The organism is Dactylosporangium sp. NPDC050588 (assembly GCF_040654975.1).
In the GTDB taxonomy this organism is placed as follows: Bacteria; Actinomycetota; Actinomycetes; order Mycobacteriales; family Micromonosporaceae; genus Dactylosporangium; species Dactylosporangium maewongense.
Window position 1 is genome coordinate 33,611 of record NZ_JBFAJA010000055.1, and the last position, 17,756, is coordinate 51,366.

At 72.2% G+C, this 17,756-nt stretch carries 15 protein-coding genes and 1 pseudogene; 5 read left to right on the top strand and 11 right to left on the bottom strand.

The genetic code is table 11. The features are described 5' to 3' along the window. The first annotated feature begins 69 nt into the window (after nucleotides 1-69). Nucleotides 70-1,035 (top strand): Ku protein, encoded by a 966-nt coding sequence (locus AB0I21_RS33690; protein WP_360567222.1) that lies wholly within the window; start codon nucleotides 70-72, stop codon nucleotides 1,033-1,035. Here AB0I21_RS33690 and AB0I21_RS33695 read toward each other — a convergent pair. The 5 genes from AB0I21_RS33695 to AB0I21_RS33715 all read right to left on the bottom strand — a co-directional run bounded on the left by AB0I21_RS33695 (nucleotide 1,032) and on the right by AB0I21_RS33715 (nucleotide 5,772). Then, nucleotides 1,032-1,499 (bottom strand): hypothetical protein, encoded by a 468-nt coding sequence (locus AB0I21_RS33695; protein ID WP_344511462.1) that lies wholly within the window; start codon nucleotides 1,497-1,499, stop codon nucleotides 1,032-1,034. The genes AB0I21_RS33690 and AB0I21_RS33695 overlap by 4 nt on opposite strands. Beyond that, a complete protein-coding gene (locus AB0I21_RS33700) occupies nucleotides 1,496-3,133 on the bottom strand; it encodes a fatty acid--CoA ligase (RefSeq protein WP_360567224.1) in 1,638 nt (545 codons plus the stop codon). Before AB0I21_RS33700 ends, AB0I21_RS33695 begins: the two co-directional genes overlap by 4 nt. 74 nt (nucleotides 3,134-3,207) lie before the next feature. After that, on the bottom strand, nucleotides 3,208-4,767 hold the full coding sequence (locus AB0I21_RS33705) for an MDR family MFS transporter (RefSeq protein WP_344511458.1): 1,560 nt from the start codon (nucleotides 4,765-4,767) through the stop codon (nucleotides 3,208-3,210). Continuing rightward, a complete protein-coding gene (locus AB0I21_RS33710; protein WP_344511456.1) occupies nucleotides 4,764-5,249 on the bottom strand; it encodes a MarR family transcriptional regulator in 486 nt (161 codons plus the stop codon). The genes AB0I21_RS33705 and AB0I21_RS33710 overlap by 4 nt, the downstream gene beginning before the upstream one ends. A 133-nt stretch (nucleotides 5,250-5,382) precedes the next feature. Then, on the bottom strand, nucleotides 5,383-5,772 hold the full coding sequence (locus AB0I21_RS33715; protein WP_344511454.1) for a winged helix-turn-helix domain-containing protein: 390 nt from the start codon (nucleotides 5,770-5,772) through the stop codon (nucleotides 5,383-5,385). A 205-nt stretch (nucleotides 5,773-5,977) separates the two neighbouring features. Here AB0I21_RS33715 and AB0I21_RS33720 point away from each other — a divergent pair, with 205 nt between their 5' ends. Beyond that, nucleotides 5,978-6,220, top strand: coding sequence for a hypothetical protein (locus AB0I21_RS33720; RefSeq protein WP_360567227.1), 243 nt, complete (start codon nucleotides 5,978-5,980; stop codon nucleotides 6,218-6,220). A 620-nt stretch (nucleotides 6,221-6,840) separates the two neighbouring features. Here AB0I21_RS33720 and AB0I21_RS33725 read toward each other — a convergent pair. Further along, entirely contained in the window at nucleotides 6,841-8,406 is a 1,566-nt protein-coding gene (locus AB0I21_RS33725) for a hypothetical protein (protein ID WP_360567229.1), read from the bottom strand. Between the two features lie 237 nt (nucleotides 8,407-8,643). Between AB0I21_RS33725 and ricT the strand changes: the two genes are divergently transcribed. Continuing rightward, on the top strand, nucleotides 8,644-9,477 hold the full coding sequence (gene ricT, locus AB0I21_RS33730) for a regulatory iron-sulfur-containing complex subunit RicT (protein WP_344511448.1): 834 nt from the start codon (nucleotides 8,644-8,646) through the stop codon (nucleotides 9,475-9,477). A 55-nt stretch (nucleotides 9,478-9,532) separates the two neighbouring features. Here ricT and AB0I21_RS33735 read toward each other — a convergent pair whose 3' ends face one another. Together AB0I21_RS33735 and AB0I21_RS33740 are read right to left on the bottom strand one after the other, a co-directional pair. Further along, nucleotides 9,533-10,021 carry a cellulose binding domain-containing protein gene (locus tag AB0I21_RS33735; protein ID WP_360567299.1) on the bottom strand — a complete coding sequence of 163 codons (489 nt, stop codon included), beginning with the start codon at nucleotides 10,019-10,021 and terminating at the stop codon, nucleotides 9,533-9,535. After that, nucleotides 10,016-11,848, bottom strand: a pseudogene (locus AB0I21_RS33740) (cellulase family glycosylhydrolase); the annotation flags it as partial. The pseudogene AB0I21_RS33740 and the gene AB0I21_RS33735, both read right to left, overlap by 6 nt. A 183-nt stretch (nucleotides 11,849-12,031) precedes the next feature. On the opposite strand from AB0I21_RS33740, the gene AB0I21_RS33745 reads away from it, so the two are divergent. Further along, on the top strand, nucleotides 12,032-12,628 hold the full coding sequence (locus AB0I21_RS33745; protein WP_360567231.1) for a response regulator transcription factor: 597 nt from the start codon (nucleotides 12,032-12,034) through the stop codon (nucleotides 12,626-12,628). Between the two features lie 131 nt (nucleotides 12,629-12,759). Continuing rightward, the gene (locus AB0I21_RS33750; protein ID WP_344511440.1) at nucleotides 12,760-13,380 is read left to right on the top strand and encodes a LuxR C-terminal-related transcriptional regulator; all 621 of its coding nucleotides are present in this window, start codon (nucleotides 12,760-12,762) and stop codon (nucleotides 13,378-13,380) included. Here the strand turns inward: AB0I21_RS33750 and AB0I21_RS33755 are convergent. The 3 genes from AB0I21_RS33755 to AB0I21_RS33765 form a co-directional block, all read right to left on the bottom strand. Then, nucleotides 13,352-15,001 (bottom strand): cellulose binding domain-containing protein, encoded by a 1,650-nt coding sequence (locus AB0I21_RS33755; RefSeq protein WP_360567233.1) that lies wholly within the window; start codon nucleotides 14,999-15,001, stop codon nucleotides 13,352-13,354. The two genes, AB0I21_RS33750 and AB0I21_RS33755, sit on opposite strands and share 29 nt — an antisense overlap. A gap of 57 nt (nucleotides 15,002-15,058) precedes the next feature. After that, entirely contained in the window at nucleotides 15,059-17,335 is a 2,277-nt protein-coding gene (locus tag AB0I21_RS33760; protein WP_360567235.1) for a bifunctional diguanylate cyclase/phosphodiesterase, read from the bottom strand. A 114-nt stretch (nucleotides 17,336-17,449) separates the two neighbouring features. Beyond that, nucleotides 17,450-17,677, bottom strand: coding sequence for a hypothetical protein (locus AB0I21_RS33765; protein ID WP_360567237.1), 228 nt, complete (start codon nucleotides 17,675-17,677; stop codon nucleotides 17,450-17,452). Nucleotides 17,678-17,756: the final 79 nt, after the last annotated feature.

Sequence of the window (17,756 nt, forward strand, 5' to 3'; positions counted from 1 at the left end):
TCGCGTGGAGGTCGATTCGATGCGAAGCTGGTGTTCCGAGGTCAACACGCTGCGGAAAGGGATCCCCTAATGCGCGCGATCTGGAAAGGCGCGGTCTCCTTCGGGCTCGTGTCGATCGCCGTCCGGCTGTATTCGGCGACGGAAGAGAAGGACATCCGCTTCAACCAGGTGCACCGCGACGACGGCGGCCGGATCAAGTACAAGCGGGTGTGCTCGATCGACGGCGAGGAGGTCGCGTATGACGACATCGCCAAGGGGTACGACCTCGGCGGCGGCGAGATGGTGATCCTCACCGACGAGGACTTCGCCGACCTGCCCCTGACCACGAGCAGGGCGATCGAGGTGCTGGAGTTCGTGCCGGCCGAGCAGGTCGACCCGATCCTCTACAACAAGGCGTACTACCTGGAGCCGGACAAGACGGCCGCGAAGCCCTACGCGCTGCTGCGCGACGCGCTCACCAACACGGAGCGGGTCGCGATCGTCAAGGTCGCGCTGCGGCAGCGGGAGCAGCTGGCGACGCTGCGGGTCCGCGAGGACGTGCTGGTCCTCAACACGATGCTGTGGCCCGACGAGATCCGGGCCGCGAAGTTCGACATCCTCGACGAGGACGTGTCGGCGCGCCCGGCGGAGCTGGCGATGGCCGGCTCCCTGATCGAGTCGATGGCCGCGGACTTCGACCCGTCGACGTACACGGACAACTACCGCGAGGCGCTGCAGGAGGTCATCGACGCGAAGGTGGCCGGCCGGGAGGTCGTCCAGCCGGAGGAGACCGAGGAGGCGCCGGCCGCGGCGGTCGACCTGATGGCGGCGCTGCGGGCATCCGTGGAGCGGGCGAAGGCGGCGCGCGGCGAGCCGGCCCCGGCGCCCGCGAAGAAGGCCGCGAAGACCGCCGCCACGAAGGGCACCGCCGCGAAGGACGACGACGTGGCCGAGGCGACCCCGATCAAGCGGGCCCCGGCGAAGAAGGCGCCCGCGGCGAAGAAGGCGACGCCCGCGAAGAAGGTCACCCCAGCGAAGGCGAGGAAGTCCGCCTAGCTGGTGGTACGGGTGAAATAGACCGTCGAGGAGGCCTTGTCGAGCAGCAGGTCGGTGCCGTCGACCCGCAGCCATGCGGCACCGGCGGGCGCGAAGGGGCGGAGGTCCTCCGGCACGTCCGGAGCCTCCGCCGCCGTGGTCGCCGGCAGCGCCTGGGCCCGCTCCGCGGTCAGCACCGCGAACCCGTCCATCGTGTAGTCCATCGGCCCGATCTCCGGGCAGGACCGCGCCCTGGCCTCGTGCTCCTGCCAGTGGACCTGCTGGATCGGCGCGAGCTGCGGCCACTGCTGCTCGATGCGGGTCGTCGAGGTGATGATCCCGGTCTTCGTGGGCTTGTCGAGCTCGTCGCAGCCGGCGAGTCCCGGCACCAGGTCACTCAGTGCCAGGACCACGCCACAGGCCGCGATCACGCAGGCGAGGACGGCGCCGGAGACGACAAGCGCGATCTTCGCCGTGCGGTTCACCCGTTGATCTGTACCACCTCGAGGCCACCATCCGCATAGTCGGCGCGGACGCGCTTCTTGTCGAACTTGCCGACGCTCGTCTTCGGCACCGCCTCGATGAACGACCAGCGCTCCGGCAGCTGCCACCGCGCCACCTTGTCGCCGAGGAAGTCGCGCAGCGTCCCGGCGTCGGCGCTCGCGCCCTCCCTGAGCACGATCGTGGCCAGGGGTCGCTCGCCCCACTTGTCGTCCGGCACGCCGACGACGCACGCCTCGAGCACGGCGGGGTGCGCCATGAGCGCGTTCTCCAGGTCGACGGAGCTGATCCACTCGCCGCCGGACTTGATCACGTCCTTGGCCCGGTCGGTGAGGGTCAGGTAGCCGTTGGGCGAGAGGGTGCCGACGTCGCCGGTACGCAGCCAGCCGTCCTCGAACTTGTCGGGGTCGGGGCCGTCCTCGCCGATGTACTGCGCGGTGATCCACGGGCCGCGGACCTGCAGCTCCCCGACGGCCGTGCCGTCGTTGGGCATGACCTCGCCGGTGGGCCCGACGATGCGGCCCTCGACCCCGGCCGGGAGCCTGCCCTGGGTGTACCGGTAGGCCCACGCCTCGGCGCCGTCGACGCCGGAGGGCTCCCGGGCGACCGAGCCCAGCGGCGACATCTCCGTCATGCCCCAGGCGTGGATGACCTCGATGCCGTGCCGCTCGGAGTACGCGTGCATCAGCGCCGGCGGGCAGGCCGAGCCGCCGATGACGACCTCCTTGAGCGACGAGGTGTCGGTCGGGTTGGCGTCCAGGTACGCCAGCAGGTCGGTGAAGATCGTCGGCACGGCGCCGGCGAACGTCGGCTTCTCCGTGGCGATCATCTGCGCGAGCGGGGCCGCCTGCAGGAAACGGTCGGGCATGATCAGCGAGGCGCCGCTCATCATCGCCGCGTACGGCAGGCCCCACGCCATCGCGTGGAACATCGGCACGATGCACAGGTCGCGCACCTTCGGCCCGAGCCCGAAGCTCTCCGCCATGCAGACCTCCATCGAGTGGAGGTAGATGGAGCGGTGCGAGTAGGCGACGCCCTTCGGGTTGCCCGTGGTGCCGCTGGTGTAGCAGAGCGCGGCGGCGTCGTGCTCGTCGACGGCGGGCCAGTCGTACGTGTCGGGCTTGCCGTCCAGCAGCGCGTCCCAGCGGTGGACCTCGACGCCGTCCTTGCTCAGCTTCGACGCGTCGCCGTCGCCGACGACCACGATGTGGCGGATCGTGGTCAGGTGCGGCAGCACGCCGGCGAGCAGCGGGATCAGCGTCGAGTCGACGATGACGACCCGGTCCTCGGCGTGGTTGGCGATGTAGATCAGCTGCTCGGGGAAGAGCCGCAGGTTGAGCGTGTGCAGCACGGCGCCCATGCTCGGCACCGCCAGGTACGCGATCAGATGCTCGGCGTTGTTCCACATGAGCGTGCCGACGCGCTCGTCGCCGGTGACCCCGAGGTCGTCGTGGAGGGCGTGGGCGAGGCGGGCGGCCTGGCGGCCGACCTCAGCGTATGACGTGTGCCGGCCGTCGGCACCGGTCCAGGTGACCACCTCGGAGTCGCCGTGGACGGTGGCCCCGTGCTGCAGAATTCGGGAGATCAGGAGGGGTGTCTGCATCATCGTGCTGCGCATGTACTGCACGCTAATGTGCGGTGGCTCACAACGGAACCCCGGAGCTACTGGTGAGTAGCTCCGGGGTTCCTGTGTCAGAACGCGGCGGCCTTGGCTTCCATCTCGGCCGCGGCTTCCTCGCTGTCGGTCTGCTGCGGCGCCCCGCCCTGCAGCGGCTTGTCCGGCAGCGCGATCGTGATCACCGTGCCGACGAACGCGACGACCGCCGCGGCGAGGAACACCGGGTGCAGCGCGTTGACGAACACGTGCTCGACCGCCTCCAGGACCTGCGGCGGCAGCTTGCGGACCTCGGCCGGCGCGTTGATCGACACGCCCTTCATGCCGCTGTCGCTCATCTGCGCCGCCAGCTTGTTGTTCATCAGCGCGCCGAGCGCGGCGACGCCGACCGAGCCGCCCAGCGACCGGAAGAACGTGGCGGCACTGGTGCCCGCGCCCATGTCACGCAGGTCGAGCGCGTTCTGCACGGCGAGGATGAGCGGCTGCATGGCCATGCCGAGGCCGACGCCGATCACGGTCATGTAGATGAACGCCTGCCACAGCGGCGTGTCGACCTGCAGCGTCGTGAACAGCAGCAGCCCCGAGCCCATGATCACGGTGCCGGCGACCGGGAACCACTTGTACCGGCCGATCCCGCTGATGACCCGCCCGGCGACGATCGAGGTCACGATGACGCCCGCCATCATCGGCAGCATCAGCAGGCCCGAGCGCGTCGGCGAAGCACCCTTGACGATCTGCAGGTACAGCGGGACGTAGATGATCGAGCCGAACATCGCGAACCCGAGGATGAAGGTCGCGGTGTTGGCGAGGGAGAACGTCGCCCGCTTGAACAGGCGCAGCGGCAGGATCGGCTCCTCGGCGCGGCCCTCGGCGACGATGAACAGCGCGGTCAGCACCGCACCGCCGGCCAGCAGCCCGAGGATGGTGGGCGAGCCCCACGCGTACTCGTTGCCGCCCCACGACAGCGCGAGCAGCCAGGCGCTGACCGCCGCGACCATGAGCGTGGCGCCCAGGTAGTCGATCTTGTGGTCCCGCCGGACGTGCGGGACGAGGCGCAGCACCCGGCTGCACACGAACAGCGCGAACACGCCCAGCGGCACGTTGATGTAGAAGATCCAGCGCCAGTCCGTCTCGGCGAAGTAGCCGCCGACGAGCGGGCCGGCCACCGAGGAGATGCCGAACACGGCGCCGAAGAGCCCCTGGTACCGGGCGCGCTCCCGCGGCGCGACGACGTCGGACACGATGGTGAACGCGAGCGTCATGAGACCGCCGGCGCCGATGCCCTGCAGGGCGCGCGTGGCGATCAGCTGGGTCATGTCCTGCGACAGGCCGGCCAGCAGCGAGCCGACCAGGAACGTCGAGATCGCGAACAGCAGGACCGGGCGGCGGCCGTACAGGTCGCTGATCTTGCCGTACAGCGGGGTCGACGCGGTCGAGGCGAGCAGGTACGCGGTCACGACCCACGAGTAGTGGTCGAGCCCGCCGAGGTCACCGACGATGGTCGGCAACGCGGTGCCCACGATGGTCTGGTCGAGCGCGGCCAGCAGCATTCCGGTCATGAGACCACCCATCAGCAGCATGATCTGCCGATGGGCGAGTTGCGGCCGGGCCTGTTCCGGCGGCGCGACGGTGGTCATCGAGCGTCCCTTTCGGAGCTTGTTCCTGGCAGCTTCTCGGCCAGCGTCTGGTTCAGTTGCGTGAAAAGGGCGGCGAAGATCTGCCGCTCCTCGGGCGTCCATCCGGCGAGCAGCTCCTGCCACATGGCGAGCCAACGGGCCTTGTTCTCCGCGAACACGTCGCGGCCGAGGTCGGTGACCTCCACCAGGCTGGCACGGCGGTCGGTCGGGTCCGTCGCGCGACGCACCAGCCCCGCCGACTCCAGCGCGGCGACCTGCCGGCTGACCGTGGACAGGTCCAGCGCGACCTCGGTGGCGAGCGCCGACAACCGGAACGGCCCGTCGACCGCGATCCGGCTCAGCAGCACGTACGCGGGGCGCTCCAGCCCACGGCCCGCGTCGCTCCACTTGAGCGTGGCGAACAAGCGCTCGGAGAGGCGGATGAACCGCCCCACCTGCCGCCCGATGGCGGCGTGCTCGGCCAGCTCGGCGTCGTCGTCCACGGATCCTCGTCCCTGCGTCGCGATACTTGCTTGCCACAAGCATCGGTTCGCGGGGCAGAGTTCACCAACTCAATAACGGGTGATCCGCGTTACGGCTGGCTTTGCTTCAGTGGCCGGCCTTGTGCTAGCCGCGCTACTCTCGCCCGAACTCGAAGCGGTCCGCCGGGAACGACTTGTCGCCGACGACCAGGACAGGCACGCCGTCGCCGAGGCCGTGCTCCTTCTTCTCCTGCGGGGTGGGCATACGGGCCCAGACGACCTCGCCCTGGTGCAGCCAGATCCGCTCCCGCGGCGCGTTGGACCGCACGCGGCTGCGGTAGCCCCGCTTGCTCTCCACGAGCCCTTCGCCGCGCAGGTACGCCATGGCGTCGCGAATCGTGTCGCGGCCGACGTCGTACTCCTCGGCGAGGTACTTCTCCGAGGGCAACAGGCTCCCCGGCGCCATCTCACCGCTGTTGATCTTCTGTCGGATCGCGTCCGCGACCTGCAGATAGAGAGCCAGGCCGGAACTCCGGGAGATCATGACCGCGACCATATGAAGGTCTATCGGCGGGAGATATTGTGGCCTTATGGCCATTGGGCTACTATCTGAGTCAGGCGCGGGGCCGGGCTGGGCGGTCCGGTTCCGTGCCACCAGATCAGGGGTGCGGCGCCGTTACCACGACGCTGCGAGCCGCGCGGCGCCGTACCCCACCTTCATGTGCGCAGCTGACCAATCGGAGCCAGCCATGGACGACGACCTCTTCCCCATCGTCACCCTCGACCTGCGCGCCATCCGCGCCGTCCTCACCGAGGACGAAGGCGACCTGATCCTCCTGGTCGACGACGGCGACGTGCAGATCGAGTTCAGCTCCGGCCTCTGCGGCACCTGGGAGCAGGCCATCCTGGGCGCCGAACGCGTCGCCTCCGCCGCCACCGACTTCGCCGCCGCACTCCGCCGCGCCCACACCCCGACCCCCCTCGCCGCCTGACCCACCGGTTGCCTGTGCACCGGACTGGTTCCCCAGAACTCCCTGATCACCAGTCCGCTGCAGAAGAAACCGATGGGCGCCACGGCCCGACTTCGTCCGCCTGCCCGACCCACCCGTGATCCAAGGACAACAGCGGCCGCCCAGACGACCACCAAGCGACTTCGATCACAAGCAGACGAACACAGGCAAGACAGTCGGCACGCGGCAGACACGGGCACGGGCTCCCCCCAGCTCACCCGACCACCAGCCCACTGCAAAAACCGCCCAGCATCACGGCCCAACCGATCCGTCTGCCCGACCCACCCGTGATCCAAGGACAGCAGCGGCCGCCCGAACGACCACCACACGACTTCGATCACACGAAGACGAACGCGAGCGAGACAGGCGACGCGCGGCGGATGCGGCGCGCAGGCGCGGAAGCCGCCGCCCCGCGCCGAAGGCGCGTAGTAAGCGCAGCGTGGCAGGCGGTGCGAGCGCAGCGAGCATTGGGGCGCGGGTAAGAATCCCCGCCGGGACCCGCCGCGACAGCGGTGGGGCGGAAGCACAGCACAGACAGCGCCGCCCGGGCAGCGGGCTCGCCGGGGAAGGGCGGGCGGCGCTGCACGGGCGGCGAAGGGGTCTCAGGCGGACCTGCGGCGCGCCAGGATCTGCAGGAGGCGGCCACCCACGACGAGGAGGACGCCGCCGCCGAGCATCAGGGCCACGTTGTTGCCGGTGACCGGGAGGCCGCCGCCGGTGCCGCCGGTGCCGCCACCGCCGCCGCCGTAACCGTCGTCGTCATCGTCGTCGTCGGGGCCGTAGCCGCCGTCGGAGTCGCCGCCGGGGCTCTTGGTGGGGGTGCCGGGGGCCTTGGGGGCCGCGGCGGCCGCCTCGAGGGTGCAGATGCCGAGGTCGACGAGGGCGGTCTTGTCAGCCGGGCCGGAGTCGCCGTGGCCGTAGCCGCCGCTGGACTTCCAGGTGTTGCGGGCGATCAGCTGGACGCGGACGGAGGCGGCCTTGGCGTAGACGCCGGTGGAGCTGAACTGCTTCTCGACCACGCCGAGCTCGACCCGCAGGACCACCACGCCGCGCTTCGAGGGGGCGGTGCTCTCGGTGGAGGCGGCGGCCGGGGCGGCCGTGGAGGAGCCGAGCAGGCCGCCGACGGCGGGGAGGCCGGGCAGGCCGCCGAGCAGGCTGTTGAGGTCGGCGCCGGGCAGGATGGCCGTGGCGCCGCCGACCACGCCGGAGACGGCGGAGGTGATGCCGGTCAGCAGGTCGAGCAGCGGGATGCCGGACAGGATCGGCAGGCCTTCGGTGCGGGCGAGGTCGAGGGCGGCTTCGGTGCTCGCGGCGTCGACGGGCACGACCACGTCGACGTGGGACCCGGCGGACGAGACGCGGACCGGGGCCTGGCCGGGGATGGTGACCTCGAGGACGGGGGCGGTGTAGTCGACCGTCTTCTTGCCGCCGGCGAGGACGCGCAGGGTCGGCGGGCTGACGACCCGGACGCCGATGGCGGAGGGGCCGTTGTCGAGCAGCTTGAAGTCGGCGATGCCGCCGGTGGCCGTGGCGGAGGCGGCCGGGCGGCTGCCCGAGGAGTCGACGCCCGCGACCGTGGCGCTCTCGACGGCGTTGATGCGCAGCAGCGCGCGGCCGTTGCGGCCCGGCAGGACGGTGATGCCGGCGAGCTTCGCCTCACCGGCGGCCCGCGGGCCGTCGGCGCTGGTGCAGCGGCCGGCGTTCTTCCAGGACGCCTGGGCGCGCAGGCCGCCGGTGCCGAGCCGCAGCGCGCCGAGGTCGACGCCGGCGACGTTCACGACGTCGGGCTGGTCGTGGGTCGGGGGCGCCTGCTGGTACGCCCTTGGCCCCAGCACCCCCGCGGGCAGGTCGCCGCTGCTGCGCAGGTAGCGGGAGTCGGCGGCGGCGCGCAGGGTCCCGCCGGCGATGCCGGAGTGGGTGGTGGCGACGCGGAGCTCGGGAAGGACCGTGCCGGACAGGCCGGCGGCGCGCAGGTCGACGCGGCCCAGGGCGAGCGTGTTGCTGGCGGCGGTGGCACCGAAGCCCTCTGGGCAGGCCGCGTCGGCCGGTGCCGCAGCCGCGGGCGCCGCGAACGCGACCGGGCTCAGCGCTCCGACGATCGCCGTTGCGGCGAGGGCGGCGAGGGTCCGGGCTGTTTTTGGGCGTGCGGAAGCAACAGGAGACGTCATGCTTGAGGTCCTCCGAGACCGGGAGTACGGGGGTAGCTCGCCGGGGGGCGTGCCACTGCTGCCCCCAACGAGCCCTTTCCGGCCGGAGTTACGGCCCACTTAGCGGGCTCATCCGCACTAGCAACGACGAAGTAGTTGGAATAGCTACGGGGTACACCAAAAGAGTCAAACTGGACTTTTGACCGATAAAGCCGCAGGCCATATGGAACTGGCAGTGGGCCGCGTTACTGTGCACCCATGGGCATGCTGTGCGCGGTGAGCTTCAATCGCTACGGGCGGCTGTTCTACTTCGACCCCGGCGAGTTCCGCCCGGAAGTTGGCGACCGGGTGCTGGTCCCGACCGACGACGGGCCCGAGGTCGCGGAGTGCGTGTGGGCCGCGCAGTGGGTCAGCGAGGAGACCGAGGGCTTCCCCCGGCTGGTCGCCATGGCCGCCGACGCCGACCTGCGCCGCGACGAGCTGCTGCGCAAGCGCAAGGCCGAGGCGAAGGTCGCCGCGAAGAAGCTGATCCGCGATCACGAGCTGCCGATGAAGGTCGTCGCGGTGGACCACGTGCTGGACAGCACCGGCGGACAGGGCGCGCGGACCACGATCTACTTCACCGCACCCCACCGGGTGGACTTCCGTTCGCTGGTGCGGGATCTGGGCGCCACCCTGCACTGCCGGGTGGAGCTGCGCCAGCTCTCCGCCCGCGACTCCGCCCGCGTCCAGGGTGGCATCGGCTCGTGCGGGCGCGACCTGTGCTGCGCGACGTTCCTCAACGACTTCGAGCCGGTCACCATCCGGATGGCGAAGGACCAGGACCTGCCGCTCAACCCGCTGCGCATCTCCGGCGCCTGCGGGCGGCTGATGTGCTGCCTCAAGTACGAGCACCCGCTGTACCAGCAGTTCCAGGCCACCGCGCCGGCCGTCGGCACGCGGGTGTCCACGCCGTCGGGCGAGGGCCGGGTCGTCGGGCACAGCGTGCCGCGCGACTCCGTCACCGTGCGGATGGACGCCGACGGGTCCCGCTGCTCGTGCAGCCGCGCCTCCGTGTGCGGATCCCGTCAGGCGTACGAAGAGCGCTACTGAACCGCCACGGGCGGGTGACGCGAAACCGCGCCGCCCGCCCGTGACCGGTCAGACATCAGGCCGGCAGGACACCCCAGGCGAGGGCGCCGCCGATGAACGCCGGCACAGTGGCCGCGTCCGCGAAGGACGTGCCCGCCCCGCGGCTGTAGTCGTTGGCCTCGTTGACCGGCTGCCAGTCGGTGCGGCTGACCCGCAGCTGGAGTTCGCCGCTGTTGCCGCCGGGCGCCACGCTGCCACCGGTGAAGGTGACCTCGATGTACGCGTCGGCGCCGTTGACCGCCGACGGCAGGTTCACGACCCGGGTCGCGAGGTTGCCACAGCCGACGACGGCCCAGTCACACCAGATGGCGTAGCTGCCGCCGTCGCGGGTGAAGTAGTAGCGGACCGCGACGGTGTTCAGCGCGAGCGCCGAGGTGCCGCCGTTGACGACCTGGAGGCCGGGCTTGATCTCCTGGTCGTTGGTCGGGACGCTGTTGTTGCGGTACTGCACCCGCACCACCCCGGTCGGGTTGGCGGCGGTCTTGCCGGTGACCGCGGCGGACACCGCGGACGCGTTGCCGCCCGCGTCGAACGCCCGCACTGTGTAGCTGTAGGTGGTGTTGGCGGCCAGGCCGGTGTCCACATAGGTCGTGCCGGTGGCGGTGCCGACCTTCACCCCGCCCCGCAGCACGTCGTAGCCCGCGACGGAGCCGCTGTTGTCGGTCGACGCGGTCCATGAGAGCGAGACGCTCGACGTGGTCGTGCCGGTGACCGCGAGCCCGCCCGGGACCGACGGCGGGGTGGTGTCGACCGGCGTGCTCGACGTGGTGGCGGCACGGGCGGCCGACGCCGCGGACACGTTGCCGGCCGCGTCGAAGGCCCGCACGGTGTAGCTGTACGTGGTGCTCGGCGTCAGGCCGGTGTCCGTGAAGGACGCGGTGGCCGAGGTGCCGACCTTGGTGGCGCCGCGGTAGATGTCGTACCCGGCGACGGTGCCGCTGTTGTCGGTGGACGCGGTCCAGGTCAGCGAGACGCTGGTGCCGGTGGTGCCGGCGACGGTGAGCCCGGCGGGCACCGACGGCGCGACGGTGTCGGAGACGCCGCCGTAGCGGTCGTTGAGGCTCATGCCGTTGGCGCCGAGCTTGACGTCGTGGTCGAGGCCGACGAACTTGTTCTGGTACTGCCACAACGCGGGCTTCAGCATCGCGTACTTGGCCTCGTCCCACGTCTTCCAGTCGTCCAGCAGCAGGCCGCCGGTGTCGCCGGAGTTGGGGTTGAGCACCCAGAAGGTCTGGCTGATGCGCTTCTCGATGATGGTGTCGCGCAGGGCGTACATCCACTTGTCCTGGCGGGCGTCCTGGCCGAGCCGGCCGCCCCACTCGCCGACGAGCAGCGGCGCGGTGTCCTCGGTGTGGATGTAGAGCCAGTTCGGCTGCCACACGTCGGTGGTCAGCGACGCCTTGTCGAACGGCTTCTGGAACCACGGCTGCTCGTAGACCAGCGGGCCGTAGTCGTGCGGCGAGTAGACGATGTGGTTGCCCAGGTTGACCGGGTAGTTCTTGACGCCGCGCAGGTTGCCGCCCCACCAGTTGCCGTAGTAGTCGGCCTCGGCGGTGGAGGACCAGTTGGTGCCGTTCTTCGGGAAGATCTCGATGCCCTCGCAGAGGATGAGCATGTTGGGGTTCTTCGCGAGGATCCGGTTGCCGGCGACCTGGCAGGTGTTCTTGAAGTTGTCCTGGTCGGTGGAGTTGTCCCACTTCGCCCGCGGCGACTCCGACCACTTGCCGTGCGGCTCGTTCTTGATGTCGGCCGCGACCAGGGTGTCGTCGTTCTTGTACCGGTCGATCACCCACTCCCAGCCCTGGTAGAACAGCTCGGGCGTGATCGAGCCCTTCCACCACACGGGGTAGATGTGGCCGGAGTTGTCGGCCTCGGCGGAGTGCACGTCCAGCATCACCTTGATGCCGTTCTGCTTGCACAGCTGCAGGAAGTAGTCGAAGACCTGCAGCGTGGTCTTGCCGAGCAGCTCGGGGTTGGCGTAGGTGTTGACGCCGCTGGGCACGGCGGCCTGGCCGGCCTTCCACTCCAGCAGCAGCTGGGTCGAGATCGGCACCCGGACGATGTTGATGCCGCGGTCGGCCATCGACTTGGTGATCTCGGTGATGTTGCCGCTCCACAGGCCGTGGAAGACGCGCTCGGTGGCGTTGAAGCCGAACCAGTTGGTGCCGGTCAGCCAGACCTCGTTGCCCTGGCTGTCGACGATCTTGTTGCCGGCGGTGTGCAGCCAGTCCGCGGTGTCGGCGGCGGTGGCGGGGCTCGACGACACGAACGGCGCGAGCGGGACGAGCAGCGCGGCCGCGGCGGCGGCCAGCAACCTGCGATGGAGGCGCATGCTGACGTTCCTTCCAGATGGCGGTCCAGAACAAAACCGGGGGCGCCCCCAGCGTGGCGGCGCGTGGGAGCGCTCCCGGTGACGGGTAGCGTAAGCATGTCGACACCGTCGCGAAACAATGGCGAACATCGTTGGCACGCTTGTCCCGCGGCACGCCGGGACCCGCGCAAGGAGGTCCCGGCATTGACCACAGTCCTCATCGCCGACGACAACAGCGTGGTCAGGGCGGTCGTCAGGGAGATGCTCACCGGTGACATCGCGGTCGTCGCGGAGGCGGCCAACGGTGCCGAGGCGCTCGAGCTGGCCCGCCGGCACCGGCCCGACGTGACGCTGCTCGACCACCGCATGCCGGTCCGCGACGGGCTGTCGGTCGTCGGGGCGATCAGCACGCACAGCCGGGTGCTGATGCTGACCCGCAGCGCCGACGACCGCACGGTGCTGGACGCCGTGCGCTCCGGCGCGATCGGGTTCCTGGTGCACGGCCAGTTCGGCCCGGCGGAGCTGCTGCACGCGGTCCGGGCCGTCGCGGGCGGCGAGTCGCACCTGTCGCCGAGCGCCGCGCGGGTCCTGGTCGCCGCCGTGCGCCAGGCGCCGCCGCGGCACGGGCTGTCGCAGCGCGAGGCGGAGGTGATGGATCTGATCGCCCGCGGACTGTCCAATGGGGACATCGCCGGGACCCTGGTCCTTTCGTCGAAGACGGTCGAGAACCATGTGAACCGCATCTTCGCCAAGCTCGGCGTCACCAGCCGGGCCGGCGCCATCAGGCGTTGGGACACCTGACTTTCGGGGGACGAGCACCCAAATCCGCTGGGTGCGATCCGGTGCGAATCGCTCCTGAGATGCGCAAACGCACTCAGCGGGAGTTTCGGGAAACGTTGCCAACACGCCGCGCCCGTGGTGTCGTGACGGGCATGCGGGTCCTGGTCATCAGCTCCACCGGTAACAGCCTCGCCGAGCTGCTGCGCCCGTGCGCCGGCGCACTGGACGTGCGCCCGCTGCTGCACGTGCTCAACGGCGGGCGGATCGACGCCGATCTCGTCGTGCTGCACACGCACGCGCCGATCCGCGAGCTGACCGCGCTCGCCACGCTGCCGCCGCCGCGCCCGCCGGTGCTGGTCGTCGCCTTCGCGGTGGTGCCCGGCGACGTGGTGCCGATGCTGCGGGCCGGCGCGCGCAGCCTGCTGGTCGAGGGCCAGTACACCCGGGCGGACCTGCTCGACGCGGCCCGCGCGACCGCCGACGGGCACAGCCGGCTCTCGCCGGTGCCACTGTCCATCGTGGTCGATCACGTGCAGCACCGCACCGCCGACCGGGCGCCGGCGCTGCTGCACCAGCCGCTGACCCGCCGCGAGCACGAGATCATGGAGCTGATCGCGGCCGGCGAGCCCAACGCGGCCATCGCCACGCGCCTCGACCTGGCGGAGAAGACGGTCCGCAACCGGGTTAGCCAGATCTACCTGAAGCTGCGCGTCAACAACCGCACCGAGGCGATCGTGCAGTGGCTCAGCCGCACCGAACGCCGTTCAGGGTGAAGACGGTCGGCGCCGGGTTGGCCCCCTGCCAGGTGCCCTGCAGCCCGAACGTGACGGTGCCGCCCGCGGGCACGGTCGGCTTGACCCCGCCGTCCTCGACGACGACCGCCGGGCCCGTCTGGGTGGCGATCGCGCCCCAGTAGCTGATCAGCTGCTGGCCCGACGAGTACTCGAACCGCAGCGACCAGCCGTCGATCGTCCGGGTGCCGGTGTTGGTGAGGACCACGTCGGCGACGAAGCCCGGGTTCCACTCGTTGCGTTTCGAATACCGCACCGTGCAGGTTTTCGCGGCGTCGGTCCCGGTGGGCGGTCCGGCGACCGGCGGCGACGGCTGGCCGGAGGCGCCGCCCGGCGACGCCTTCGGCGACTTCGTGACGGCCGGCGCGACGCCCGGCGACGCCCCCGCCGGCGAACCGGACGGCCCGGCGGGCGTCTGTCCACCCGGGACGGACGGCCCTGCATCCGCGGGCAGCGCGCCGGCGGACGCCCCGGCGACGCGCTCGCCGGGCGGATCCGCCGCCCCGGTGAACGGCGGGACCCCCGTGAACGGCAGGATCAGCGCCACCGGCAGGGCCACCGCGGCGGCGCCGACGAGCAGCCGCAGCCGGCGCGACGGCGGTGACGCGGGCGTCGCGGGCTCGGCGAGGACGACCGCGGTGACCCGGCTGCCGCCGCCGGGCCGGGACCACACGGTCAGCGTCCCGCCGCACAGCCGGGCCCGCTCCTGCATGCCGACGAGGCCGTGGCTGCCGGCCCGCTGCAGCAGGCTCAGGTCGTCGGGCACGGCGAAGCCGGCGCCGTCGTCGCGGACCTCGAGGGTCACCTCGCCGCCGGCCCGGGTCAGCGTCACCGCGACCAGCTCCGCCCCCGCGTGCGCGGCCACGTTGCGCAGCGCCTCGCGCAGGATCCAGCACAGCTCGATGCCGACCTCGGGGGCGGCGTCGACGTCGGCGTTGTGCAGGATCACGCCGACGCCGCTGGTCACCGACCACTCCCGCCCGATCGCGGCGACGACGTCGGACAGCGGCGCGTCGGCCGGGTTGGACCGCAGCTCGTCGATGAGCACCCGGGCGTCGCGGGCCGCGTCGAGCGAGCCGTCGCGCAGCGTCGCCGCCAGCCGGCTGGCCCGGTCGGGCTCGGCGAGCGTGCCCGGCAGCGCGGCCGCGCCGAGGGCGATCGCGTCGAGCGTCTTGCTCAGCGAGTCGTGCATCTCCCGGGCGAGCCGGGCGCGCTCGGCGGCCGCGGCGGCGGCCCGGGCCTCGATCCGCATCCGCTCGCCGCGCGCCGCCCACGCCCGCCGCACCCGCATGGCGAGCACCGGCAGCAGCCCGGCGGCGACGACGGCCGCGACGGCGACGACCGGGTGCGGCTCCGGCGCGGCGGCCACGGCGCCCGTACCGTCGCCGGAGCCCGGACCCGGAAGCAGCCACAGCAGCAGGACCGCCGCCGGCAGCCAGATCGCCGCGGCGGCGAGGCCGAGCAGGGTGCCCCCGAGGGCCGCGGCCACCGCCAGGGGAAGCGTCGCGAGCCCCTCGGGGAGGGCGCCGGCCACCCCGAGCACGACCGCTCCCGTGGCGGTGAGGAGTGCGACGGCCGCACGAAGACGCACTGAGTCACGCATGGTGCGACGAGTATCACTCGCAGCGCGGCAACCCGCTACTGTCCCGTGGGAGCGCTGTCATCGGGGCGACGCGGCCGCCGGCAGCTGGCGCTCCAGGTCGGCGGCGGGGACGGGGCCGGAGAAGTAGATGCCCTGGGCCTTCTCGCAGCCCAGCAGGGTCAGCTCGCGCGCCTGGGCCTCGCCCTCGACACCCTCGGCGACGGTGTCCAGGTGCAGCATCTGCCCGAGCCGCAGCACCGCCTGCGCGACCGCCGAGCCCTTCGACGTGCCGTCGAGCTCGGCGACGAAGCAGCTGTCGAGCTTAAGCGCGTCGACCGGCAGCCGGGTCAGATAGCGCAGCGACGAATACCCGGTGCCGAAGTCGTCCAGCGCGACCCGGATCCCGGCCGTGGTCAGTGCCTCCAGCTGCGCGATCGGGTCGGCCTCGGCGGTGTGCCCGGCACCGTCGGCGGCGCCGCCGACGACCGCGCTCTCCGGCACCTCCAGCACCAGGTGACCGGGGAAGAACCCGGCCCGGTCGAGGATCTCCAGCACCTCGCCGGTGAAGCCCTGGTTGTCCAGCTGGCGGGGCGAGATGTTGACGTTGAGCTGGAGCGACGGCACCCGCCGCTGCCACGCCTTCGCCTGCGCGCAGGCCTGCTCCAGCACCCAGCGGCCCAGGTCCTCGATCACGCCGGCGCGCTCGGCGAGCGGCACGAACGTCTCCGGGCGGAGCAGCCCGTGCCTGGGGTGCTCCCAGCGGACGAGCGCCTCCACGCCGGCGATCTCGCGGTGCGGGAGGGTGACGATCGGCTGGTACAGCAGCCGCAGCTGGCCACCGGCGATCGCGCCGCGCAGCTCGTGCTCCAGCGACAGCTCGGCCTCGTCGGTCAGGCTGCGGTCCCAGCACCGCCAGCGGGTGCCGCCATCCCGTCGCTTCGCCTGGTGCATGGCGAGGTCGGCGCGGTGCAGCAGCTCGTCGGCAGTGCACTCGCCGGGGCCGGCGACGGCGACGCCGATGCTCGCCGACGCGCGCAGCGTCTGGTCGCCGAACGGGATCAGCTGCTCCGTCGCGGCCGCGATCCGCCGGGCGACGGCGACGGCGTGGTCGACCCGGCCGATGTCGTGCAGCACCGCGGCGAACTCGTCGCCGCCGAGCCGGCCGACCAGGTCGCCGCCGAGCACGCTGCGGCGCATCATCTCGCCGAACTCGACCAGCAGCCGGTCTCCCGCCTCGTGCCCGAGGGCGTCGTTGACCTGCTTGAAGCCGTTCAGGTCGAGCAGCAGCACGGCGGTGCTCCCGCCGGTCCGCCCGCCGCGGGCGAGGGCACGGCCGAGGACCTCGTGGACGCGGGACCGGTTCGCCAGCCCGGTGAGCCCGTCGGTGACCGCCATCTCGCGGCTCTCCTGCTGCACGAGCGCCTGGCGCAGCACGACCAGCCCGGTGATGCCGGCCGCGCCGGCGACGAGCCCGGCCCACGGGTACGCCGGCCCCTGCCGGACCGCGGCGAGCACCAGCAGCGCGTAGCCGACGCCGATCCCGGCGTACGGCAGCAGCCGCGTCCTGCCGGGCCGCGCCGCGCCGCGATCGGCGGACCGCCGGGTCGCCCGGCGGTGCTGCTCGACGGCGGCGGCCGCCAGCAGGAACAGGGTCGTGCTCCAGCAGGCGAGCTGCCAGGCGGTGCGCCCGACCTGGTCGGCGTGGGCCCGCAGGTGGCCGAGGTGGCCGTCGCCCACGGTGTACACGAGCATCCCGGCGGCCACGATGCCCAGCGGGCGGCGCGACGTCGGGTCGGCGCCGCGCAGGAGCACCGTGGCGAGCCCGGACAGCAGGGCGAGATCGGCGGCGGGGCGGGCGGCAGCGGCGAGGACCGTGCCGGTCGAGGCGCCCTTCGCCGCGATGTACGGCCCGACCACGAAGTACCACATCGTCGTGGCGGCGCCGGCGACGACGATGGCCGCGTCGAGGACGTGCCTGTGGCGCTCGCCGCGGGTCTCGGGGAGCAACGGAAACGCCCGCACCGCGAACAGCAGCACCAGCACGAACGCCAGGTGCGCCGCGTCGCCGGGCGACGGGAAGGGCCCCGTGCCGGTGACGGTGGCGACGACCGGCACGCCGAGCGCGAGCCCGTAGCCGAAGGCCATCAAGCGCCAGGCGCGCCGGGTCCGCCGGTCGAGCCAGTTGTGGCGGGCCGCGCACACGGCGCAGACCAGGCCGATCACGCCGGAGACGAGGATGCCGGCGACGGTGAGCGCGCCGGCCGAGGCGACGATGCCGGCGACGGTGAGCGCGTACAGGCCGCCGAGCACCCAGAGCACGGCCGCCCAGCGCCGCGTCCGCCGGTCCGCTCCCACCGCCCTGGCAACCTCCGCCCGACACCGTCGTCAACCACCCATTCGGCGGCGGAGGGCCGCGGCTGAGCCAAACGGCCCGCTTGCCCCGGCGGCCGCTCGGGCCCGGTCCCGACCTCAGGCGGCGACCACCTCGAACACGGCCGCCTGCTGCGGGGCCAGCAGCGGCGCCGGCAGGCCCACCTCCGCCAGCAGCCGGCCCGGCAGGGTGATCCCGCCGTCGAGCAGCCACGCGGGCGGCCGGTCCTGCACCGTCCTGGGCGGGCCGCCGAGGGGCCGCGGGCCGCGGGCGTCCAGCACCAGGCTGGTGCCCGCGGCCTGGAGGTGGATCAGCAACGCTGTCACCCCTCCATCATCGACCGCGGGGTGTCGAGCAGGTCCCCCGTTGCGTCCCTGCTCGACACCCCCGTCGTGTGGCGCTCCC